Here is a 20,483-nt window from a genome sequence, read left to right on the forward strand (position 1 = left end):
TCGGAAGTGAAACGCAGCTGCGCCGATGGTAGTGTGGCCTAAGCCATGCGAGAGTAGGTCATCGCCAGGGTTTTTACCCGAAAACCCCGCTGCTCACGCAGCGGGGTTTTCTTTATGTCCGCGATCAAGTGCGTGTCCAACGCGTGCCCGACACGCCGCGGGGTGTCGTGTCTGTCCGTAGAGCGCGCCACTGCACGGGCGTATCGTCATGGCTGCTGATGACGACGGACGAACCCCATGGCGCTGAACTGCGTGATTCTCGACGACTACCAGAACGTCGCGGTGGCGTATGCCGACTGGAACGCGCTCGGCGAGGCGGTGCAGGTACGCACGCTGACGACGCCACACACCGGCGATGCATTGGTGGCCGCGCTCGGTGATGCCGACATCCTGGTGGTCATGCGCGAACGCACACCCATCACCGCGGCACTGTTGGCCCGCCTGCCCCGTCTGCGCCTGCTGATCACCAGCGGCATGCGCAATGCGGCGGTCGATGTCGCGGCAGCGAAAGCACAGGGGATCATCGTCTGCGGCACCGACAGCCATCCCGAGCCTGCCGTGGAGATGACTTGGGCGCTGATCCTCGGCCTGATGCGTCAATTGGTGCCGGAGGTCAACGCGCTACGCAGCGACGGACCATGGCAGCAGACGGTCGGCCGTGACCTGTATGGTGCGCGGTTGGGTCTGCTGGGGTTGGGCAAGATCGGCCAACGCGTGGCGCAGATCGGCCAGGCGTTCGGGATGCATGTCAGTGCATGGAGTCCGAATCTCGATGCCGCCCGTGCGGCGGCGGCCGGGGTGCAATTGGCCACGTCCAAGCAGGCCCTGTTCGCCGGCAGTGACGTGGTCTCGCTACATCTGGTCCTGGGCGAACGCAGCCGCGGGATCGTGGATGCCGACACGCTCGCCTGCCTGCCGATACACGCGTGCCTGATCAATACCGCGCGGGCCGGCCTCGTTGATCAGCAGGCATTGATCGATGCCGTGACTGAAAGGCGCATCGCCGGTGTCGGCCTGGATGTCTTCGACATCGAACCCCTCCCGGCAGGGCATCCGCTGCGCACATTGCCCAGCGTCTTGGCGACGCCCCATCTGGGCTACGTCACCGAGCGCAATTACCGGGACTATTTCGGCCAGGCGGTCGAGAACATCGCCGCCTGGCTGCAAGGCACGCCGCGGCGCACGCTGGGCTGAGGATCACGCCAGCGCGGACTGGCGCACGGGGTGGGCCTGGTGGCGGAACACGGCCACCGCTTGGGTGAGGTCGGCCGCCTGCGCTTCCAACAAGCGTGCGGCGGCACTGGCTTCCTCAACGAGCGCTGCATTCTGCTGGGTGGCATCGTCCATCTGCGCCACGGTCTGGTTGACCTGATCGATGCCCGCGGCCTGCTCCTGCGAGGCCGACGAAATCTCGGCCATGATGCCGCTGACGCTGGCGACGCTGCTGACGATTTCGCCCATGGTCTGCCCGGCGTCCTGCACCAGACGCGCGCCTTCGGCGACCTGCACCACGGAGGCGTCGATCAGGTTCTTGATCTCCTTGGCCGCATCGGCCGAGCGCTGGGCGAGGATGCGGACTTCGCTGGCGACCACCGCAAAGCCGCGACCCTGCTCGCCTGCGCGTGCGGCTTCCACGGCGGCGTTGAGGGCAAGAATATTGGTCTGGAAGGCGATGCCGTCGATCACGCGGGTGATGTCGCCGATCCGGCGTGATGCAGTCTGGATGCCATCCATGGTCGTTACCACCTGGCTCACCACGTGGCTGCCGCGCGTGGCGACGTCATGCGCACCGTGGGCCAGTGAGCTGGCCTGACGTGCATGTTCGGCGTTCTGGCGCACCGTGGAGGTCAGTTCCTCCATCGAGGCGGCGGTCTCTTCCAGATGCGCGGCCTGGCGCTCGGTGCGCTCGGATAAATCATCGTTGCCGCTGGCGATCTCACTGGCGGCCAGCGAGATCGAACCGGTGCACTGCTTGATGCGCTCCACCATCGCGGTCAGCTGCGCTGCCGTTGCGTTGGCGTCGCGCTGCATGGCCTCGAACGAGCCATGGAAATCGCCCTGCATGCGTTGATCCAGATCCCCGTCGGCCAGCGCGGACAGCACTCGGCGGATTTCACCGACCGTGCCGCCCACGCTGTCCAGCAGCTGGTTGATGCCGCCGGTCAGGCCATTGAGGAAGCTGGCGCCGCCATCGGTGGCCTGCAGGCGGCGATCAAGATCGCCCTTGCTGGCGGCGTCGACGATGCCAGCCACGGCGTTCTCCAACACCAGCTCATGCGTGCGGTCATGCCACTCCACCGCGAAGCCTTGGCGCTGCCCCTGCGCATCGAAGACCGGCGTCACCACCTGGGCGAAATGCACCGGGCCGATCCGGACGCGGCCATGGTGGGTGGCCATCAAGGTATTGAGGATGGCGCGGATGCGGTCCGGATTGGCATGGAAGCGATGGATGCTGCTGCCGACCAGACGCTCGGCATCGAAGTCCGGAAAGGCCTCGCGCAGGCTGGCCTGCTGGTTGCGCAGCAGGGTCACCACGGACTGGTTGACGTAGCGGATCACGTGATCGTTGTCGGCGATCATCATCGCGGTGCGCGAGACGTCCAAGGCCTGGCGGACCTGGCTGTCGTGCTGATGGACGACGTCCTCGGCCTGGCGGCGCTGCGTGAGCTCGGCAACGGCCAAGGTGGCGCGTTCTTCAGCGCGGAGCAGCGCCAGTGCCTGTCGCCGGGTTCGCGTCGCCAGCACCCACAGCAGCGCCGCCCCCATCGCGAGTGGCAGCACGGACCATGGCTGTCGTTGCCAAACCGCGGTGATCAGCGAGACCAGCAACAGCACACCTGCAGCGAGCAGGCACACCGTATCGATGCGGAAGGCAGCGCGCAGCGTGGGGTCCGGCGGACGGGGCGGGGCGTGGGAAATGGCGGACATAGCGACTCCAGGATCAGTAGAAAGCAGGGAATCCGTCGCGCGCAGACGCACAGGCGGATGCCACCCCAGACACCGGCAGTGCGGTGGGCGTGGCAGCGGGATGAAAGGGGTGTGGGCGCAGCGTCGGTGCGCGTGCACGTGGATGCATGCGTGCCATGGCGGCAGGTGCCACCGGCACGGCGCGGCCCGGTGGGCGATGGCGCGGCCAATCCGACATTGCTTACGACCTTCCCTGGAAGCCCTGATGGATACGCGGCTTCGCAGCGGCGGAGCAAGCGGCAGTGCAGACCACGCACGCCGGGCTGCATCCTTGGTATCGGCCCGGAAATGGAAAAGTTGAGCGGCGTGACATCGGCCGGTCACCACCCTCTGCTAGAGGAATACGCGCCGGACCGTCGCGATGTGGCGCCTGACGGGCGCCTACGCGAAGCCTGTCATTCGGCCAGGAAGCGGCGGATCACCTCACCCACCACCTGGGGGTGCTCCATGTGCAGATGATGCGTGCCCGGGAACACCGCCAGCCGCCCGTCACGCAGCAGACCGATGCGCTCGCTGCGCAGCGGCTCGGGGTAATACGACTGCGCCGGTGTGGCGTAGATCACCTGGGTCGGGCAGTCGATCGCGCCGAGGAGGTCGTCGATCTGCGCCTCGCTCAGGCGCATCGCGGTGGGCAGCATCAGGCGCTGATCGCTGCACCAGCTGTAACCACCTTCAACAGATGTGACGCCGCGTTCGACCAGCAGGCGCGCGCAGGGCTCGCTGAGCTGGTTGGCCATCATGCGGGCGCGGATCGGGGCGGCCAGATCGGGAAACACCCGCAGTTTGCGGGTAGGCAGCGCCCGCGCGGCGCGCACGTGTTCGCGCAGGCGCTGCGCCGTCTCATTCTCCGGACCGCGCAGGCCGCCGAGTGCCTCGATCGCGATCAGGCGCTCTACCCGTTCCGGGGCCGCCGCTGCGGTGAGGCTGGCGATGCCGGCGCCCATCGAATGCCCGAGCAGCACGAAGCGGTCCCAGCCCAGCGCGTCCGCGACATCGAGCACATGGCAGATCGCACCCGGCGTGTTGTATTGCGTGCCCGGCGGCAGGTGCGCGCTGTGGCCGTGGCCGGGCAGATCGATCGCGACCAGCTCCAGATCCGGCAGCTGCGCGGCCAGCGGCACGAAGCTGGCCGCGTTGTCGAGCCAGCCGTGCAGCGCCAACACGCGGGTGGCCCCTGCTGCACCCGAACGCAGGCCAGCCACAGGGCTGCCGGCGACCGATAGCGAGAACGACTCCAGCGTCATGCCAGCGCCGCGATGCTCAGCCGCGACAGCGCCAGCGCATGCGCCTGCGCGTCATTGAGGCAGGGGATGTAGCGCATCGTCGCGCCGCGCTCGGCTACGGTCTCGGTAAAGCCCATGGCCACTTCTTCCAGGGTTTCCAGGCAGTCGGTGGCAAAGCCGGGGCAGACCACGTCCATGCTGCGCACGCCCTTTTCGGCCATCGCCCACAGGGTCGGCTCGGCGTAGGGCTGCAGCCATTTCTCACGGCCGAAACGGGATTGGTAGGTCAGCTGCCAGGCATCGTCGGGCAGCTCCAGCGCTTGGGCGATCGCGTGGGCGCTGGCTTCGCAGCGTTGCGGATACGGATCGCCGGCATCGGCCAGGCGCTGCGGAATGCCGTGGAAGGAAAACACCAGCTTCTCGCCGCGGCCGTGCTGCTCCCACCACTGGCGGATGCTGCCGGCGACGGCGGCGACCCAGTCCGGATCGACCGCGTAATCGCGCACCAGGGTGACAGTGACCCCGGGGTGTTTGGGCTGCCATTCGCGCACCTGGTCCTCGATCGAGGCAGTGGTAGTGGTCGAATACTGCGGATACAGCGGCAACACCACGATCCGTTTCATGCCCTCCGCGGCCAGCCGGTCCAGTTCGGCCGGCAGCGCCGGGGCGCCATAGCGCATCGCATGGCGTACCCGCAGATCGGGCATCAGGCCCTGCATGGCCTCGGCCAGCCGGCGCGTGTAGACCATCAGCGGGGAGCCCTCCGGCAGCCAGACCTGGGCGTACTTGGCGGCCGAACGACCGCTGCGCAGCGGCAGGATCAGCCCGAACAGCAAGGGTTTCCAGAACAGCGGCGGAATCGCGACCACGCGCGGATCGCTGAGGAATTCAGCCAGGTAGCGACGCACCGCCGGGGCGGTTGGCGTCTCGGGCGTGCCTAGATTGACCGCCAGCACGGCGGTGTCGGGTGCGTCGAGCATGGCCTCATTCTCGCAGGTCTGCGCGATTGGCGGGATGGATTTGGATGATGAATACGATTTGTCAGCCGTATCGATAGTCCGGATCACTCATTGCGGATTCATCGCAAGCCTTCTAACGTCGGGTAGTTGCTTTATCTTTGTCTACGTAGACCTTCTGGAGCCCACCATGCGCCGTCTCAGCCTTGTACTGCTGATCTCCGCCAGCCTGCTGTCGACCCAGGCGATGGCCGGGCCACAGGAGGATCAGCGCGCCCGCAATGCGGTGCGCGTCCTGAATGAAATCCAGGACATCCCCGAGCAGGGCATTCCGGACAAGCTGCTGGACGAAGGCCGCGCGGTCATCGTCATTCCCGACACGATCAAGGCCGGTCTGGTGATCGGCGGACGTCGCGGCCACGGCCTGATGTCGGTCAAGACGCCCGATGGCAGCTGGTCCAACCCGGTGTTCGTGAAGCTCACCGGCGGCAGCATCGGCTTCCAGGCCGGTGTGCAGTCCTCCGATGTCGTGCTGGTGTTCCGCAACGACCGCAGCCTGGACAATCTCGTGAACGGCAAGTTCACCCTGGGCGCCGATGCCGGCGTTGCCGCCGGTCCGGTCGGCCGCAACGCTGCCGCCGCCACCGATGGCCAGCTGAAGGCCGAAATCTGGTCCTGGTCGCGCGCCCGCGGCCTGTTTGCCGGTGTGGCGCTGGATGGTGCCGTGCTGCAGATCGACGATGCCGCCAACCTGGATGCCTACGGCAGCAACACCACGCCGCGCATGGTCTTTGAAGGCCGTGTCGGCGAGCCGCCGTCGGTGGACGTGGTCGCCTTCCGGGATCGCCTGGAAGAAGCCACCTATACCGCCCGCGAGAAGCGTGGCACCGCAGGCAGCGCACCGGCGCCTGCCCCGCGTGCGGCCGCTGTACCGGTTCGACCTGAACAGGCACCGGCCCCGGCCGCCGCCGGCGCGACCACGGCACCGCTGCAGTCCGTGCCGGCGCAACCGGCCGCGCAGCAGGGCTTCCAGCCGGTCGGCGACGGTGAAGTCCGTACCGAATCGCTGGACGGCAACTGACTTTTGTCACGCGCGCCGGCTTACCGCCGGTGCGCTATGCTCAACCGTCTGATCACTACGTAACGCGAGCGGCTCATGGGCAGTTTCAGCATCTGGCATTGGTTGGTCGTGCTGGTCATCGTTCTGCTGGTGTTCGGCACCAAGAAACTGACCAGCGGCGCCAAGGACCTTGGCAGCGCCGTCAAGGAATTCAAGAAGGGCATGCGCGACGAGGACAAGCCGAACGCGCAGCTCAGCGACAGTTCGCGTCCGCAGGACTCGACGACGACGTCGCAGACCGAGCACGACCGCGACCCGCGCTGATCCGGGCGGCTTGGCGTGTTCGATATCGGTTTCAGTGAACTGCTGGTCATCGCGGTGGTGGCCTTGGTCGTCCTCGGCCCCGAGCGGCTGCCCAAGGCAGCCCGCTTCGCCGGGCTGTGGGTGCGCCGTGCCCGCAACCAGTGGGATTCGGTGAAGCAGGAGCTCGAACGCGAGCTGCACGCCGAAGAGATCAAGCGGCAGTTCGATGATGTGAAGACCTCGATGCGCGATACCGAGTCGCAGCTGCGTGCCAGTGGCGAAGCGGTGCGCCGCGAGGCCGAGCAGATGCGCCAGGACGTGGCGCAGCATGGCGATGGCATTGCGGCCGCGGCGGCGGACGACGAACCGGTGATGACCGGCCCCGCACCGGGTTCCCCGGCCAGCGTGGCCCAGCATGTCGTGGCCCCCGATGAGGTGGAGCCGCCGCGTGATGCGATGGCGCCGCCGGGCATCGATGGCAGCGCGCCGCGGGCGGACGTCCCGGCGGCTCTGCCGCCGTCGACTGACACCGCGCCGCCTGCACCTGCGCCCACGCTGCCGAACCAAGAGGCACCGCGATGAGCGAGCATGAAAGCAACGAGAGTTCGCTGGTCGAACACCTGATCGAACTGCGTGCGCGGCTGGTGCGCGCATTGATCGGACTGGGCGTGGTGCTGCTGGGCCTGATGCCGTTCTCGCGGCAGATCTACACGATGATCGCCGAACCGTTGATCTCGCAGCTCCCCAACGGGCAGACGATGATCGCGACCAATCCGGCCGGCGCGTTTTTCGCGCCGTTGAAACTGACCTTCTTCGTGGCGGTATTCATCGCCGTACCGTGGCTGCTGTTCCAGCTGTGGTCGTTCGTGGCGCCGGGCCTGTATGCCCGCGAAAAGCGCCTGGCGGTGCCGTTGCTGGCCTCGTCGGTGCTGCTGTTCTATCTAGGCTGCGCGTTCGCATACTTCCTGGTGCTGCCGGCGGTGTTCCACTTCCTCACCACGTTCCGCCCGGAGGTGATTGCGATCACGCCGGATGCGACGGCGTACCTGGATTTCGTGCTGGCGATCTTCTTCGCCTTCGGCACCAGCTTCGAGCTGCCGGTGGCGATGGTGATCCTGGTGCTGCTGGGCTGGATCACGCCGCAGCAGTTCAAGGAAGGTCGCGGCTACGCGATCGTCGGCATCTTCGTGCTGGCCGCGGTGCTGACGCCGCCGGACGTGGTTTCGCAGCTGATGCTGGCCATTCCGATGTGCCTGCTCTACGAACTGGGCATCCACGCCGCGCGCTGGCTGGTTCCACGCCCGGGCGGGAAAGAGCAGCCGGAGTAAGGCACAAACAAAAACCCCGGCCAAGGCCGGGGTTTTTGTTTGGATCAGGCCGCGAACACGTTGTTAGGGCCCGGCATCGGCGGCGGGGTCTGCGGACCCTGCTGGCCGAACATCTGCTTCCACGCCGTGTAGATGGCACCGGCGAAGACCGGCATCACCACGCCCATCAGCAGCAGCTGCGCCACGAACAGCGCGAGCATCGTGCCGCCGATCAACTGCGCGATCAGCGCGACCAGCATCACGCCGAAATAGATCGCAAACACCGCCACGAAGGCGAGCAGGAAGAACACCAGCATCGCCAGCACGTTGTGCAGGCAGGCGCGCAGGCTCAGGCGCATCGCCTGCAGGCCGTTGCGGTGCTCGAACATCACCTGCGGCGGCAGGGTGAACAGCGCCAGCGCCATGGCCAGGAAGGTCACCACCACCAGTGCCAGCCAGAGCAGGATGCGCATCGCCGGCAGGCTCGCCATCAGCTCTTCGATCTGCGCCGGGTCCGGCTGCGCGCCGGACTGGCTGATCGCGTTGAGCTGCACCATCACCTCGCTCAGGTGCTGCAGGCCACTGCTGCCGATCAGCACCAGCAACAACACGCCCAGGAACAGGCCGGCCACCAGCTGCGGCAGCAGCGAGGCGAGCAGGTTCAAGGCGCGGCCTTCATGCAGGCCCTGCAGCAGGTGCGACGGCTGCGCGACGCGACCCTGGTCGACTTCGCGCACAGCCCACACGAGGCCGCCGAAGAACAGCGGGCCGGCCAGTGCCATCAACAGCTGCGCCAGCGTGCTCAGCGCCGGGCTGACCATCGCCAGCGACATCACCAGCAACGCGGCCACGGCCCAGATCACGCCGAGCAGGCCCAGCGCCAGCGGCGCTTTGCGCAGCAGGGTGAAACCCGACACCAGCCATTCCGCGCCGGCGGAGGCCGGCAGCTTGCGAATCTCGCTCATAACATTCCGGGACAGGGGAGAAGGCGCGAACGCCCGATTGCGGTCGATTATCCCTGTTTTCCCGGCGCGTGACCTGAAGGCCGCCCGGCGCGGCGCGGACGCTGCGTTGCGCCCGGATGACGTCCCCGCGCGGGGCTCAGGCGTTGCGTGCCTGGCGGACGAAACGGCGCAGCAGCTGGCGGGCCAGCGGCGCGGCGCTGACGTCGCGGGCGACACTGCGCGCGCAACCGCCGTGCTGGCGGATGCACTCGGCGCGGGCGCGGACGTAGCCGCGCATGTGGTGGGTGGCGAACTCCGGATGGAACTGCACGCCCCAGGCGTGTGCGCCCCAGCGGAAGGCGTGGCAGTTGTCCTGCGCCGAGCGTGCCAGGATGGCCGCGCCCTCGGGCGCGCGAAGCACCGTCTGCAGGTGGGTGGCGTGGGCCGGGAAGCGGGCCGGCAGGCCGCCGAACAGCGGATCGTCGACCGCCGACGGATCCAGCGCCAGCTCGATCGTGCCGGACTCGCGCCCGGCCGGGTTGTAGGCGACTTCGCCGCCCAGCGCGTGGGCGAGCAGCTGGTGGCCGTAGCAGATACCGAACACCGGGCGGTCGTCGTGGGCGGCTGCGCGCAGCCACTGCGCGCTGCGTTCGCTCCACTCGGCGCGGTCGGTGACGTAGGCGGCCGAGCCGCTGACGATCACCCCGGCAAAATCGCGGTGGCTGGGCAGGGTGCCGCCATGCTCGACATCGACCACCACGGTCTCGTCGGCATCCAGCCCGGCCGCGACCCGGATCCAGTGCGAAAACCGCCCGTAGCGGCGCAGCGAGGCGACGGGTTGGCCGGTTTCAAGAATCAGGAACGGGGCGGAATTCATCCGGGGGAGGCAGGACCGAGAGGACTTCCTCGATTGTAGTCAGCCCTGCCGCTACCTTTTCAAGCCCTGCGCGACGCAGGGTTCGTACCCCTTCAGCACGTGCGGCACGGTTGAAGGCGGCCAGATCCATGTCCGCGCGGATGTGCCGGCGCAGGCTGGAACCCAATGGCAGCAACTCATACAGGCCCACGCGACCCAGGAAACCGGTGCGTCGGCAGTCGATGCAGCCGACCGGTGCATATGGCGTGGGCGCCTGAGGTAATGCTGCATCGGCATCAGTCAGCACCGCCCATTGCTCGGCCGAGAGCACCGTGGGCACCTTGCAGCTGGCGCACAGGGTGCGCACCAGGCGCTGGGCCAGCACCCCGTTGAGGGTGGAGGCGAGCAGGTAATGCGGCACGCCCAGATCGAGCAGGCGCGTGATCGCCGAGGGCGCATCGTTGGTGTGCAGGGTGGACAGCACCAGGTGGCCGGTGAGCGAGGCCTGGACCGCCATCTGCGCGGTCTCCAGGTCGCGGATCTCGCCGATCATGATGATGTCCGGGTCCTGCCGCAGCAGGGTGCGCACGCCGCTGGCGAAATCCAGGTCGATGTTGGTCTGCACCTGCATCTGGTTGAATTCCGGCGCGATCATTTCGATCGGGTCTTCCACCGTGCAGACATTCACGTCCGGGGTGGCCAGCCGTTTCAGCGTGGAATACAGGGTGGTGGTCTTGCCCGAGCCGGTCGGCCCGGTGACCAGCACGATGCCGTGCGGGCGCTCGACCAGGGCGGTCCAGCCGGCCGCTTCCTGCGGGCTGAAACCGAGCTGGTCGATGCTCTTGAAGGCGGCATCCGGGTCGAAGATGCGCATCACGCACTTCTCGCCGAACGCGGTGGGCATGGTCGACAGCCGCATTTCCACCTCGCGCCCACCGGGCGAGCGGGTCTTGATGCGGCCGTCCTGCGGGCGCCGGCGCTCGGCCAGGTCCATCCGGCCCAGCACCTTGATCCGGCTGACCACGGCGGTCATCACCGCCGGCGGCACCTCGAACACCTTGTGCAGCACGCCATCGATGCGGAAGCGCATGCGGCCCATGTCGCGGCGCGGCTCCAGATGGATGTCCGAGGCGCGCTGCTCGTAGGCGTACTGCAGCAGCCAGTCGACGATGTGCACGATGTGCTGGTCGTCGGCGTTGACGTCGCCGGCGCGGCCCAGCTCGACCAACTGCTCGAAGCTGGGCAGGGTGCTGCTGGTTTCGCCGCGGACATCGCCACGGGCGCCGCGCACCGAGCGCGTCACCCCGTAGAACTCCATGGTGTAGCGGTGCAGGTCGAGTGGGTTGACCATCGCCAGCTCGATCCGGCGGCGGCTCAGGTGCTGCAGGTCGCGCAGCCATTCCTGGGCCAGCGGCTCGCTGGTGGCGACCAGCACGCGCTCGCTGTCCACGGCCAGCGGCAGGAAGCGGTGGCGGCGGGCATAGGCATGGGAGACCAGGGCAGTGACTGCCGAAACGTCGACCCGGGTCGGGTCCACCCGCAGGTAGCGCACACCCGCGCGCTGGGCCAGCCACTCGCTCAGGCGCTCCAGGCCGAGCTCGCCGCCGGCGCTGGCCCCCAGCTTCAGGTTGGCCAGCAGGACCAGTGGATGGACCTCGCTGGCGTTGCGTGCGCCCTGGGCGGAGAAGCGGATGCGCTCCAGATCGGCGGCGGCGACCAGGCCATCGGCGACCAGCGCCGCGGCGACCTGGTCGAAATCGAGGCGGCCGTGTGGCAAGGGGAGAACCCCCTCAGGGACGCTGGCAGAAGCCGCTGGCAGGCGTGGATCCATCCTCCATTTCCCCAGGCACGGAAGGCCCGTGCGGTCGGTCGCTATACTAGCGCACCCCTTCTGCAGGCAAGAATCCGCCGCATGTCCGCGATCCCGAACGTTCCGATCACTTTCCAGGGCCTGATCCAGACCCTCAACCAGTATTGGGCGCAGCAGGGCTGCGTGCTGATCCAGCCGCTGGACCTGGAGGTGGGTGCGGGCACCTTCCACCCGGCCACGTTCCTGCGCTCGATCGGTCCGGAAAGCTGGAATGCCGCGTATGTGCAGCCTTCGCGCCGCCCGACCGATGGCCGCTACGGCGAGAACCCCAACCGCCTGCAGCGCTACTACCAGTACCAGGTGGCGATGAAGCCGAGCCCGGACAACATCCAGCAGCTGTATCTGGATTCGCTCAAGGCGCTGGGCATCGATCCGCTGGTGCATGACCTGCGCTTCGTCGAGGACAACTGGGAATCGCCGACCCTCGGCGCCTGGGGCCTGGGCTGGGAAGTGTGGTTGAACGGGATGGAAGTCACCCAGTTCACCTATTTCCAGCAGGCCGGCGGCCTGGAGTGCAAGCCGGTACTCGGCGAGATCACCTATGGTCTGGAGCGCCTGTGCATGTACCTGCAGAACTGCGACAACGTCTATGACCTGATCTGGACCTACGGTCCGGATGGCACCCCGGTCACCTATGGCGATGTGTACCTGCAGAACGAGATCGAGCAGAGCACCTACAACTTCGAATACGCCGACGTGGACGAAATGTTCCATCGCTTCGATGCCTGCGAAAAAGAAGCGCAGAAGCTGGTCGATGTCGGCCTGCCGCTGCCCGCGTATGAGCAGGTCTGCAAGGCCAGCCATGCGTTCAACCTGCTGGATGCGCGCCGCGCGATCAGCGTGACCGAGCGCCAGCGCTACATCCTGCGCGTGCGCGCGCTGGCCCAGGCCGTGGCCAAGCTGTACGAGGCCAAGCGCCTGGAAGCCGTGGCCGCCAAGGAGGTGCAGGCATGAGCACGATGCAGCCGCTGCTGATCGAACTGGGTACCGAAGAACTGCCGGTCAAGGCGCTGCCGGGCCTGGCCCAGGCCTTCTTCGATGGCGTCGTGGACGGCCTGACCAAGCGTGGCGTGACCATTGAACGCGGCGATGCCAAGCCGCTGTCGACCCCGCGCCGCCTGGCCGTGCTGCTGCCCGGCGTGGCGGTGGAACAGCCGGAACAGCACAGCGAAGTGTTGGGCCCGTACCTGAACATCGCGCTGGATGCCGAGGGTCAGCCGACCAAGGCGCTGCAGGGCTTCGCGGCCAAGGCCGGGATCGACTGGACCGCGCTGGAGCGCACCAGCGATGCCAAGGGCGAGCGCTTCGTGCACCGCTCCACCACGCCGGGCGCGCGCACTGCGACGCTGCTGCCGGAGATCCTGCGCGAGGCGATCGCCGCGATGCCGATCCCCAAGCCGATGCGCTGGGGCAGCCACACCTACGGCTTCGCCCGCCCGGTGCATTGGCTGGTGCTGTTGCACGGCCCGGACATCATCGAGGCCGAGGTGCTGGGCCTGAAGGCCGACCGCATGAGCCGCGGCCATCGCTTCATGCATGACAAGACCGTGTGGCTGAGCGCGCCGGAGGACTACGTCGCCTCGCTGCAGGCCGCCTATGTGCTGGTCGACGCCGGCGCGCGCCGTACCCGCATCGTCGAGCAGGTCAACGCGGCGGCCGCGCAGGCCGGTGGCCAGGCGCGGATCACCCCGGACAACCTGGAACAGGTGGTCAACCTGGTCGAATGGCCGGCGCCGGTGCTGTGCAGTTTCGAGCGCGAGTTCCTGGCGGTGCCGCAGGAAGCGCTGATCGAGACGATGGAGATCAACCAGAAGTTCTTCCCGGTGCTCGATGCCGGCGGCAAGCTGACCGAGAAGTTCATCGGCATCGCCAACATTGAATCCAAAGACGTGGCCGAAGTAGCCAAGGGCTACGAGCGCGTGATCCGGCCGCGCTTCTCCGATGCCAAGTTCTTCTTCGACGAAGATCTGAAGCAGGGTCTGGAAGCGATGGGCGACGGCCTGAAGACCGTCACCTACCAGGCCAAGCTGGGCTCGGTGGCCGACAAGGTCGCCCGTGTGGCCGTCCTCGCCGAGGCCATCGCGCCGCAGGTGGGCGTGGACCCGGTGCTGGCCAAGCGCGCCGCGGTGCTGGCCAAGAACGACCTGCAGTCGCGCATGGTCAACGAGTTCCCGGAGCTGCAGGGCATTGCCGGCCGGCATTACGCCGTGGTGGGCGGGGAGTCGCCGGAGGTCGCGCTGGCCATCGACGAGGCCTACCAGCCGCGCTTCGGTGGGGATGACATCGCGCTGTCGCCGCTGGGCAAGGTGCTGGCCATCGCCGAGCGTCTGGATACGCTGGCCGGTGGCTTCGCCGCAGGCCTGAAGCCGACCGGCAACAAGGATCCGTTCGCGCTGCGCCGCAATGCGCTGGGCCTGGCCAGAACGGTGATCGAGAGCGGGTTCGATCTGGATCTGCGCGCGTTGATCGGCACCGCCATCGCCGGCCTGCCGGCGGGCGTGCAGCCCAGTGCCGAGCGCAAGACCGACGCGCTGCCGCAGGAGCTGTACGACTTCATCATCGACCGCCTGCGCGGCTATTACGCCGACAAGGGCGTGCCGGCTACGCACTTCAACGCGGTCGCCGAGTTGAAGCCGGTCTCGCTGTACGACTTCGACCGCCGCATCGATGCCATCGGCACCTTTGCCGCGCTGCCGGAAGCCGAAGCACTGGCAGCGGCCAACAAGCGCATCCGCAACATCCTGCGCAAGGCCGAGGGCGCGATCCCGGGGATGATCGACCCGGCGCTGCTGGCCGAGCCGGCCGAAAGCGAACTGGCCGAAGCGGTGGAAGCAGCCATCGACGACAGCAACGCCAGCCTGCACCAGAAGGACTACGTGAGCGTCTTGAACCGGTTGGCGCGCCTGCGCCCGCAGGTGGATGCGTTCTTCGATGCGGTGATGGTCAATGCCGAGGACCCCGCGCTGCGGGCCAATCGCCTGGCCCTGCTCAAGCGCCTGGGCGACCGCCTGGGCAGCGTGGCGGCGATCGAACACCTGTCCAACTGACGCGGGGCCGGGCGCCCCACGGTGGACCAGAAGGCGCGACGGCGTGGGCTGTTCGCGCCTTCTGCGTTTCCGGGAGGGCGGCGTCCTGCGATATTCGTGCTGGAAGCGTCATTTGGTGTCGCTATTGTGTCGCGGACGCTTCTGTCCGATGACGTGTTGTCATCGATCAGACCGCGTGTAACGCAAGCGACTTTCTCGCGGAATTTAACGGCGTCTTCACTGCCGTTCTGAAACAGCCACGCCGATTTCGCATGCTTGCGATGGCCCGTTATGCTGTCGCCATGCAGCCAACGAAATTCGCCCTTCCGCTGATGTTCCTGTCCCTTGCCACCGTCTCGGTGGCACATGCACGGGGGACCATCGAGAAAGTGGACATCAAAGGATTGGACAAGGGCGACGACGCCGAGATGATCGAGAACATCGAGGTCTCGCTGTCCCTGTACGACACCATCGGCAAGGTCCAGGGCGAGTCGCGGCTGGAATATCTGTTGTCCCAGGCTGAGCGCCAGACCCGCGAGGCGCTGGAGCCGTTCGGCTACTACAACCCGACCATCACCGTGGAAAGCCCGCGCGAGGGCGAGAACCTGCGCGTGGTGATCCAGGTCGAGAAGGGACCGCCGACCGTGGTCCGCCGCGAGCATATCGACATCACCGGCCCGGCCCAGCTGGACCAGTACCTCCAGGAAGACCTGGAGAACTTCAAGCCGCGCAAGGGCCAGCGTTTCGAACACACCGAGTACGAAGCCAGCAAGATCCGGGTCACCCGGCGCCTGGCCGAGCGTGGGTATTTCGATGCCGACTTCACCCAGCGCCAGGTGCAGATTACCCGTGCCGAGAACGCCGCCGACGTCGATCTGACCTGGGACAGCGGCCGCCGCTACAACATGGGCGAGATCCGCTTCCATCAGGATTACTTCGTCGACAAGCTGTTCGATCCGCTGGTGTACTGGGACGAAGGCAGCTACTTCCACGAAGGCAAACTGGACCGCCTGCGCGAATCGCTGACCAAGCTCGATTACTTCAGCGTGATCGACATCCAGCCGCGCCCGGACCAGGCCGACGAGAACGGTGACGTGCCGGTGGACGTCAACCTGACCCGGGCCAAGCGCACGATCTACACCGCCGGCCTGAGCTACGGCAGCGAGAGTGGCGCCGGTGTGCGCGGCGGCCTGGAGCGGCGCTTCCTCAACAGCCGCGGCCACAAGATGAACACCCAGCTCGACTATGCGCAGAAGCGCAAGAGCCTGGTCACCAGCTACCGGATCCCGGGCTTCGCCTGGCTCGACGGCTGGTATGCGTTCACCGCCAGCGCCTATGACGAGCAGACCGATTACATCGACCTGCGCAACTTCAAACTGTCGGCCAGCCGCAGCGGTGAGATCAACGAGTACTGGACCGCGATCGCCTCGATCAACGCGCTGCGCGAGCGCTGGCGGTACGCTTCCGGCACCGAGTTCACCGACGCGGTCTACAACACCTCCACGCTGGTCTACCCGCAGCTGGTCGCCGACTACGTCAACGTGGACGATGAGATGTTCCCGCGTCGTGGCATCAGCGGCAGTGCAACGTTGCGTGGCGGCGTCGAAGGTGCCGGCTCGGACACCAGCTTCGTGCAGGCCAACATGGTGCTGCGCTGGTATGTGCCGATCGGCGAGAGCGACCGCCTGATCCTGCGTGGCGAAGGTGGCACCACCTGGACCAGCGATCTGGTCGCGATGCCGCCGAGCCTGCGCTTCTTCGCCGGTGGCGATCGCAGCATCCGCGGCTATGCCTTCCGCGAAGTCGGCCCGCGCACCGCACCGCCGGACAAGTACGCGCTCGGCGCGAAGAACCTGGTGGTCGGCTCGGCCGAGTATGAGCATTACTTCAAGGGCGGGCCCTGGGGCGCGGCGGTGTTCGTCGACACCGGCAGCGCGTTCGACAACACCATCGACCTGCATACCGGCGTGGGCTTCGGCGTGCGCTGGAAATCGCCGGTGGGCCCGGTGCGCGTGGATATCGCGCATGGCCTGAACAACCCGGATTCGCAGTTCCAGCTGTACCTGAACATCGGAGCGGACCTGTGAGTACGCCAACGCCGTCCGCACCTGCCACGCCGCCGCCGCGCGTGCGTTTCTACCGCAAGCGCCGCTTCTGGGCGTGGTCGGGCTTCACCGTGCTCGGCCTGGTGCTGCTGGCCCTGCTGCTGGTGTACTGGCTGCTGCAGACCGTGGCCGGCCGTGATGTGCTGCTGGCCCAGGTGGTCGCGCGGTTGCCGGTCGGCGCCTCGCTCACCTGGAGCAAGGTGGATGGCCCGGTCGCCGGGCCGCTGGTGCTGCACGATCTGGATTTCCGTTACGACGACATCCATTTCACCGCCGAACGCGCCTACCTGGATCCGGACATCCGGCCGCTGCTGGGCCGCAAGCTGCAGCTCGATGCGCTGCAGATCAAGAACGCCACGTTGAACCTGGCCAAGAGTGATGAGCCGTTCGAGCTGCCGTCGTGGCCGGACTCGCTGCCGCAGATCGAAATGCCGCTGGCGATCCAGGCCGACACCATCATCATCGATGGCTTCCGCATCACCCAGGCGCAGCAGCCGCTGATCGACATCGCCAAGGTGCGCGGTGGCCTGGAGATCGCCAATGGCGAATTCCGCGCGCGCCAGCTGATCGTGGACAGCAGCTACGGCGATTTCCGCGTGGACGGGCATTACCTGCCGCGCAGCGACTACGACACCGACATCACCATCGGCGCGCTGATGCCGGCGCCGCGCGGGCGTACCCCGGCGCGGCTCGGCCTGGTCGCCCGCGGTGACCTGGGTCATATGGAAGTGGCGATCGCCGGCAATGCACCGGCGCCGCTGCAGGCCAGCCTGGTGTTCGATGGCCGCACCGACCCGGTGTGGAAACTCGCTGCGCGCAGCAAGGAACTGGACCTGGCCCTGCTGGTGCCGGGCATGGACGCGAGCACCAGCACGCCGATGGCGCTGGATGTGCAGGCCGATGGCAAGGGTGGCCAGGCCAATCTGCAGGGCAGCTTCAAGCAGGGCGACATCGCGGTGGAACTGGCACCGTCCAAGGTGGGTCTGGCCGATCAGGTGCTGACCGTGTCGCCGCTGCAGGTGAAGGGCTTTGGTGGCCAGGCGCGGCTGGAAGGCATCGCCGATTTCACCGACAAGGAAAACGCCAGCCTGCGCTTCTCGATCGTCGCCAACGACCTCACCTTCGTGCCCGCCGCCGATACCACCACGCCGGGCGCGGCTGCGCCGGTGCCGGTGACGCTCAAGGAAGCACGCATGGGCCTGGCCGGCACGCTCAAGGCGTGGGCGGCGGTCGGCCGTGCCTCGGTGGAACGCGAGAAACAGGTGGCGGATCTGCAGTTCGACGTGCGCGGCAATGACCAGGCCGCCGTGATCAAACAGCTGCAGGCCAGCACGCCGGGCGGTTCGCTCGACGTGACCGGGCAGGTGGCCTGGGCGCCGCAGTTGGATTGGGACGTGGCCGCCAAACTGGCCGGCTTCGATCCGGGCTACTTCGCGCCGGGCTGGGACGGCAAGCTGTCCGGTTCGTTTGCCTCGAAGGGCCGCCAGTTGCCGCCGCCCGCCGGCAGTCCGGCCGGTACCGCTGGCAGCTACGAAGCCACCGTCGATGTGCCCGGCATCAAAGGCACGCTGCGCAAGCGCGCGCTGGATGCACAGGGCAAGTTCGCGCTGCGCGGCGAGCAGGGCGAGGGCAACCTCCGGCTGGCGCTGGGCAACAGCCGCCTGACCGCCAAGGGCTCGGTCGGCGACCGTCTGGATATCGATGCGCAGCTGGAGCCGGTGCAGCTGGACGACCTGCTGCCCAACAGCAGCGGCAGCCTGCGCGGCCACGTGCTGATCAAGGGCGCGCGTACCGCACCGGACATCACCGCCGATCTGGTTGGCAGTGGCCTGCGCTGGGACGACTGGAGCGCGGAGGCGATCAGCATCAAGGGGCGCCTGCCGTGGCAGGGCGACAGTGGCACGCTGGCGGTGCAGGGCAGCAAGGTCCAGGTCGGCATGCTGCTGGACACGCTCAACGTCAATGCACGCGGCAGCCTCTCCAATCTGCGCCTGGATGCACAGACGAAGAACGAGCTGGGTGCTGTCGCGCTGGAAGGTGGCGTGCGCCAGCAGGGCCAGGCCTGGCGCGGCGATCTGACCGCGCTGCGTATCGCACCGGTCAAGGGCGATGCCTGGAGCCTGCGTGCACCGGCCACCTTCAGCGTGCAGGGCAGCAACGTCACCTTGAGCGATGCGTGCCTGGGTGCCGCCACCGGCGGCGCGCTGTGCGCCAGCGCGAACTGGCCGCGCGAAGGGCTGCTGGTGCGGGGCGATGCCTTGCCGCTGTCGCTGGTGCAGCCGTGGCTGCCGCCGCAGTCCGGGCGCCGCATCTTCCTGCGCGGTGAAGTGAATCTGGATGGGCGCATTCGTCCCCGCGGCAACGCGTGGGAAGGCAGTGCCTCGGTCACCTCGCGCGAAGGCGGGGTACGCCTGGGCGACAACGCACGCGGCGAACTGGTGCGTTACGACCAGTTCTCGGTGAACCTGGAGATGACCCCGCAGCAGATCAACGCCAAGCTCGGTGTCGGCTTCCAGGGCGATGGCTTCGTCGATGCCAAGGTGCAGACCGGGTGGGATGCCAACGCACCGCTGACCGGCGAGCTGTACATGAACATCGCGCGGCTGTACTGGCTGGAGTTGTTCTCGCCCGACATCGTGCGCCCGACCGGCCTGATCGAAGGCCACGTCAGCCTGCGCGGCACCCGTGGCACGCCGTCGCTGGGTGGCGAGGCGACGCTGAGCAAGTTCAACGGCGAGTTCCCCGCGCTCGGCCTGACCTTCGCCGAAGGCAAGGGCAGCTTCACCGCCCAGCCGGACGGCTCGGCCAAGATCACCGCCCAGGCCAATTCCGGCAAGGGCACGCTGTACGTCGATGGCGGGTTGTCGTGGTTCGGCGATGCACAGCCGCTGCAGCTGCATATCCACGGCGAGAACGTGCTGCTGGCCAACACCAGCGAGCTGCGCGTGATCGCCAATCCGGACCTGGATTTCACCTTGGCCGGCAGCGCGATGCAGCTGCGTGGCACCGTGCACGTGCCCGAAGCGGATCTGGACCTGGAGCGCCTGGATCGTGGCACCTCGGTCTCTGAAGATGTGGTGGTGCTGGACCCGGTCGATCCGGAAGAGGGCCCCAGTTCGCCGCTGGACATGGACCTGACCGTGAGCCTGGGCGACAAGGTCAAGATGGCCGGGTTCGGCCTGAAGGGCGCGCTGACCGGCAAGATGCAGGTATGGGCACGCCCGGGGCGGGAGATGACCGCCAACGGCGGGCTGGAAGTCAGTGGGCGCTACAAGGCCTACGGACAGGACCTGACCATCACCCGCGGCAACTTGAACTGGAACTACAACGCGGTCTCCGATCCACGCATCAACATCCGGGCCCAGCGCACCGTGGGGGATGTCACCGCCGGCATCGACGTGACGGGGCGGGCGCAGTCGCCGCGCGTGGATGTGTGGTCGGAACCGGCGATGTCGCAGTCCGAGGCACTGGCCTACCTGGTACTGGGCCGCAGCCTCACCGGTGCCAGCAGCGACCAGGCCCAGCAGGTCAACGCGGCCTCGGCCGCGCTGTCGGCCGGCAGTGGCCTGCTCGCCTCGCAGCTGGGCGCCAAGCTTGGCCTGGACGACGCCGGCGTGAGCCAGTCGCGCGCGCTGGGCGGCTCGGTGATCGGCTTCGGCAAGTACATCTCGCCCAAGCTGTACATCGGCTACGGCGTGTCGCTGGTCGGCAGTGGCTCGGTGCTGACCCTGAAGTACCTGCTGCGCCGTGGCTTCGATGTGGAGCTCGAATCGAGCACGGTGGAAAACCGTGGGTCGTTGAACTGGCGACGGGAGAAATGACGTCGTGCGCTGCCGGGTTGCAGATGCGTGCAACCCGGTAGGCGA

Annotated in this window: 15 protein-coding genes; 9 read left to right on the forward strand and 6 right to left on the reverse strand. The window is 67.5% G+C overall.

Features of this window, described 5'->3' with window-relative positions; translation table 11 throughout:
• The first annotated feature begins 237 nt into the window (after positions 1-237).
• Positions 238-1,194: a D-2-hydroxyacid dehydrogenase family protein gene (locus tag ABE463_RS14615; RefSeq protein WP_346468663.1), complete on the forward strand. Its 957-nt coding sequence runs from the start codon at positions 238-240 to the stop codon at positions 1,192-1,194.
• Positions 1,195-1,197: 3 nt separating this feature from the next.
• Here the strand turns inward: ABE463_RS14615 and ABE463_RS14620 are convergent, their stop codons facing one another.
• From ABE463_RS14620 to hemH, 3 genes are all read right to left on the reverse strand, one after another.
• Positions 1,198-2,928 carry a methyl-accepting chemotaxis protein gene (locus ABE463_RS14620; protein WP_346468664.1) on the reverse strand — a complete coding sequence of 577 codons (1,731 nt, stop codon included), beginning with the start codon at positions 2,926-2,928 and terminating at the stop codon, positions 1,198-1,200.
• Between the two features lie 434 nt (positions 2,929-3,362).
• On the reverse strand, positions 3,363-4,211 hold the full coding sequence (locus tag ABE463_RS14625) for an alpha/beta hydrolase (protein ID WP_346468665.1): 849 nt from the start codon (positions 4,209-4,211) through the stop codon (positions 3,363-3,365).
• Positions 4,208-5,170 (reverse strand): ferrochelatase, encoded by a 963-nt coding sequence (gene hemH, locus ABE463_RS14630; protein WP_346464594.1) that lies wholly within the window; start codon positions 5,168-5,170, stop codon positions 4,208-4,210. Before hemH ends, ABE463_RS14625 begins: the two co-directional genes overlap by 4 nt.
• A 166-nt stretch (positions 5,171-5,336) precedes the next feature.
• Here hemH and ABE463_RS14635 point away from each other — a divergent pair, with 166 nt between their 5' ends.
• The 4 genes from ABE463_RS14635 (at position 5,337) to tatC (ending at position 7,837) form a co-directional block, all read left to right on the forward strand.
• Positions 5,337-6,227, forward strand: coding sequence for a YSC84-related protein (locus ABE463_RS14635; RefSeq protein ID WP_259261902.1), 891 nt, complete (start codon positions 5,337-5,339; stop codon positions 6,225-6,227).
• A 75-nt stretch (positions 6,228-6,302) separates the two neighbouring features.
• Complete coding sequence (gene tatA, locus ABE463_RS14640; protein WP_019185586.1) at positions 6,303-6,530, forward strand: Sec-independent protein translocase subunit TatA; 228 nt, start codon at positions 6,303-6,305, stop codon at positions 6,528-6,530.
• Between the two features lie 15 nt (positions 6,531-6,545).
• Positions 6,546-7,091 (forward strand): Sec-independent protein translocase protein TatB, encoded by a 546-nt coding sequence (gene tatB / locus ABE463_RS14645; RefSeq protein WP_346468666.1) that lies wholly within the window; start codon positions 6,546-6,548, stop codon positions 7,089-7,091.
• Complete coding sequence (gene tatC, locus ABE463_RS14650) at positions 7,088-7,837, forward strand: twin-arginine translocase subunit TatC (RefSeq protein WP_102788725.1); 750 nt, start codon at positions 7,088-7,090, stop codon at positions 7,835-7,837. The genes tatB and tatC overlap by 4 nt, the downstream gene beginning before the upstream one ends.
• A 44-nt stretch (positions 7,838-7,881) precedes the next feature.
• On the opposite strand, the gene ABE463_RS14655 is transcribed toward tatC, so the two are convergent.
• The 3 genes from ABE463_RS14655 to ABE463_RS14665 form a co-directional block, all read right to left on the reverse strand.
• Positions 7,882-8,781 carry a BPSS1780 family membrane protein gene (locus tag ABE463_RS14655; RefSeq protein WP_070470085.1) on the reverse strand — a complete coding sequence of 300 codons (900 nt, stop codon included), beginning with the start codon at positions 8,779-8,781 and terminating at the stop codon, positions 7,882-7,884.
• A gap of 136 nt (positions 8,782-8,917) precedes the next feature.
• Positions 8,918-9,637 carry a glutamine amidotransferase gene (locus tag ABE463_RS14660; RefSeq protein ID WP_259261906.1) on the reverse strand — a complete coding sequence of 240 codons (720 nt, stop codon included), beginning with the start codon at positions 9,635-9,637 and terminating at the stop codon, positions 8,918-8,920.
• Positions 9,609-11,447, reverse strand: a complete 1,839-nt coding sequence (locus tag ABE463_RS14665; protein WP_259261907.1) for a type II/IV secretion system protein — start codon at positions 11,445-11,447, stop codon at positions 9,609-9,611. Before ABE463_RS14665 ends, ABE463_RS14660 begins: the two co-directional genes overlap by 29 nt.
• An 81-nt stretch (positions 11,448-11,528) precedes the next feature.
• Between ABE463_RS14665 and glyQ the strand changes: the two genes are divergently transcribed.
• The 4 genes from glyQ (at position 11,529) to ABE463_RS14685 (ending at position 20,438) form a co-directional block, all read left to right on the forward strand.
• On the forward strand, positions 11,529-12,440 hold the full coding sequence (gene glyQ / locus ABE463_RS14670; RefSeq protein WP_346468667.1) for a glycine--tRNA ligase subunit alpha: 912 nt from the start codon (positions 11,529-11,531) through the stop codon (positions 12,438-12,440).
• Complete coding sequence (gene glyS / locus ABE463_RS14675) at positions 12,437-14,533, forward strand: glycine--tRNA ligase subunit beta (protein ID WP_346468668.1); 2,097 nt, start codon at positions 12,437-12,439, stop codon at positions 14,531-14,533. Before glyQ ends, glyS begins: the two co-directional genes overlap by 4 nt.
• 260 nt (positions 14,534-14,793) lie before the next feature.
• Entirely contained in the window at positions 14,794-16,599 is a 1,806-nt protein-coding gene (locus ABE463_RS14680; protein ID WP_259261910.1) for an autotransporter assembly complex family protein, read from the forward strand.
• Positions 16,596-20,438: a translocation/assembly module TamB domain-containing protein gene (locus ABE463_RS14685; RefSeq protein ID WP_346468669.1), complete on the forward strand. Its 3,843-nt coding sequence runs from the start codon at positions 16,596-16,598 to the stop codon at positions 20,436-20,438. The genes ABE463_RS14680 and ABE463_RS14685 overlap by 4 nt, the downstream gene beginning before the upstream one ends.
• The last annotated feature ends 45 nt before the right edge of the window (positions 20,439-20,483 follow it).

The sequence above is a fragment of the Stenotrophomonas sp. TWI819 genome, assembly GCF_039673075.1.
In the GTDB taxonomy this organism is placed as follows: domain Bacteria; phylum Pseudomonadota; class Gammaproteobacteria; order Xanthomonadales; family Xanthomonadaceae; genus Stenotrophomonas; species Stenotrophomonas rhizophila_B.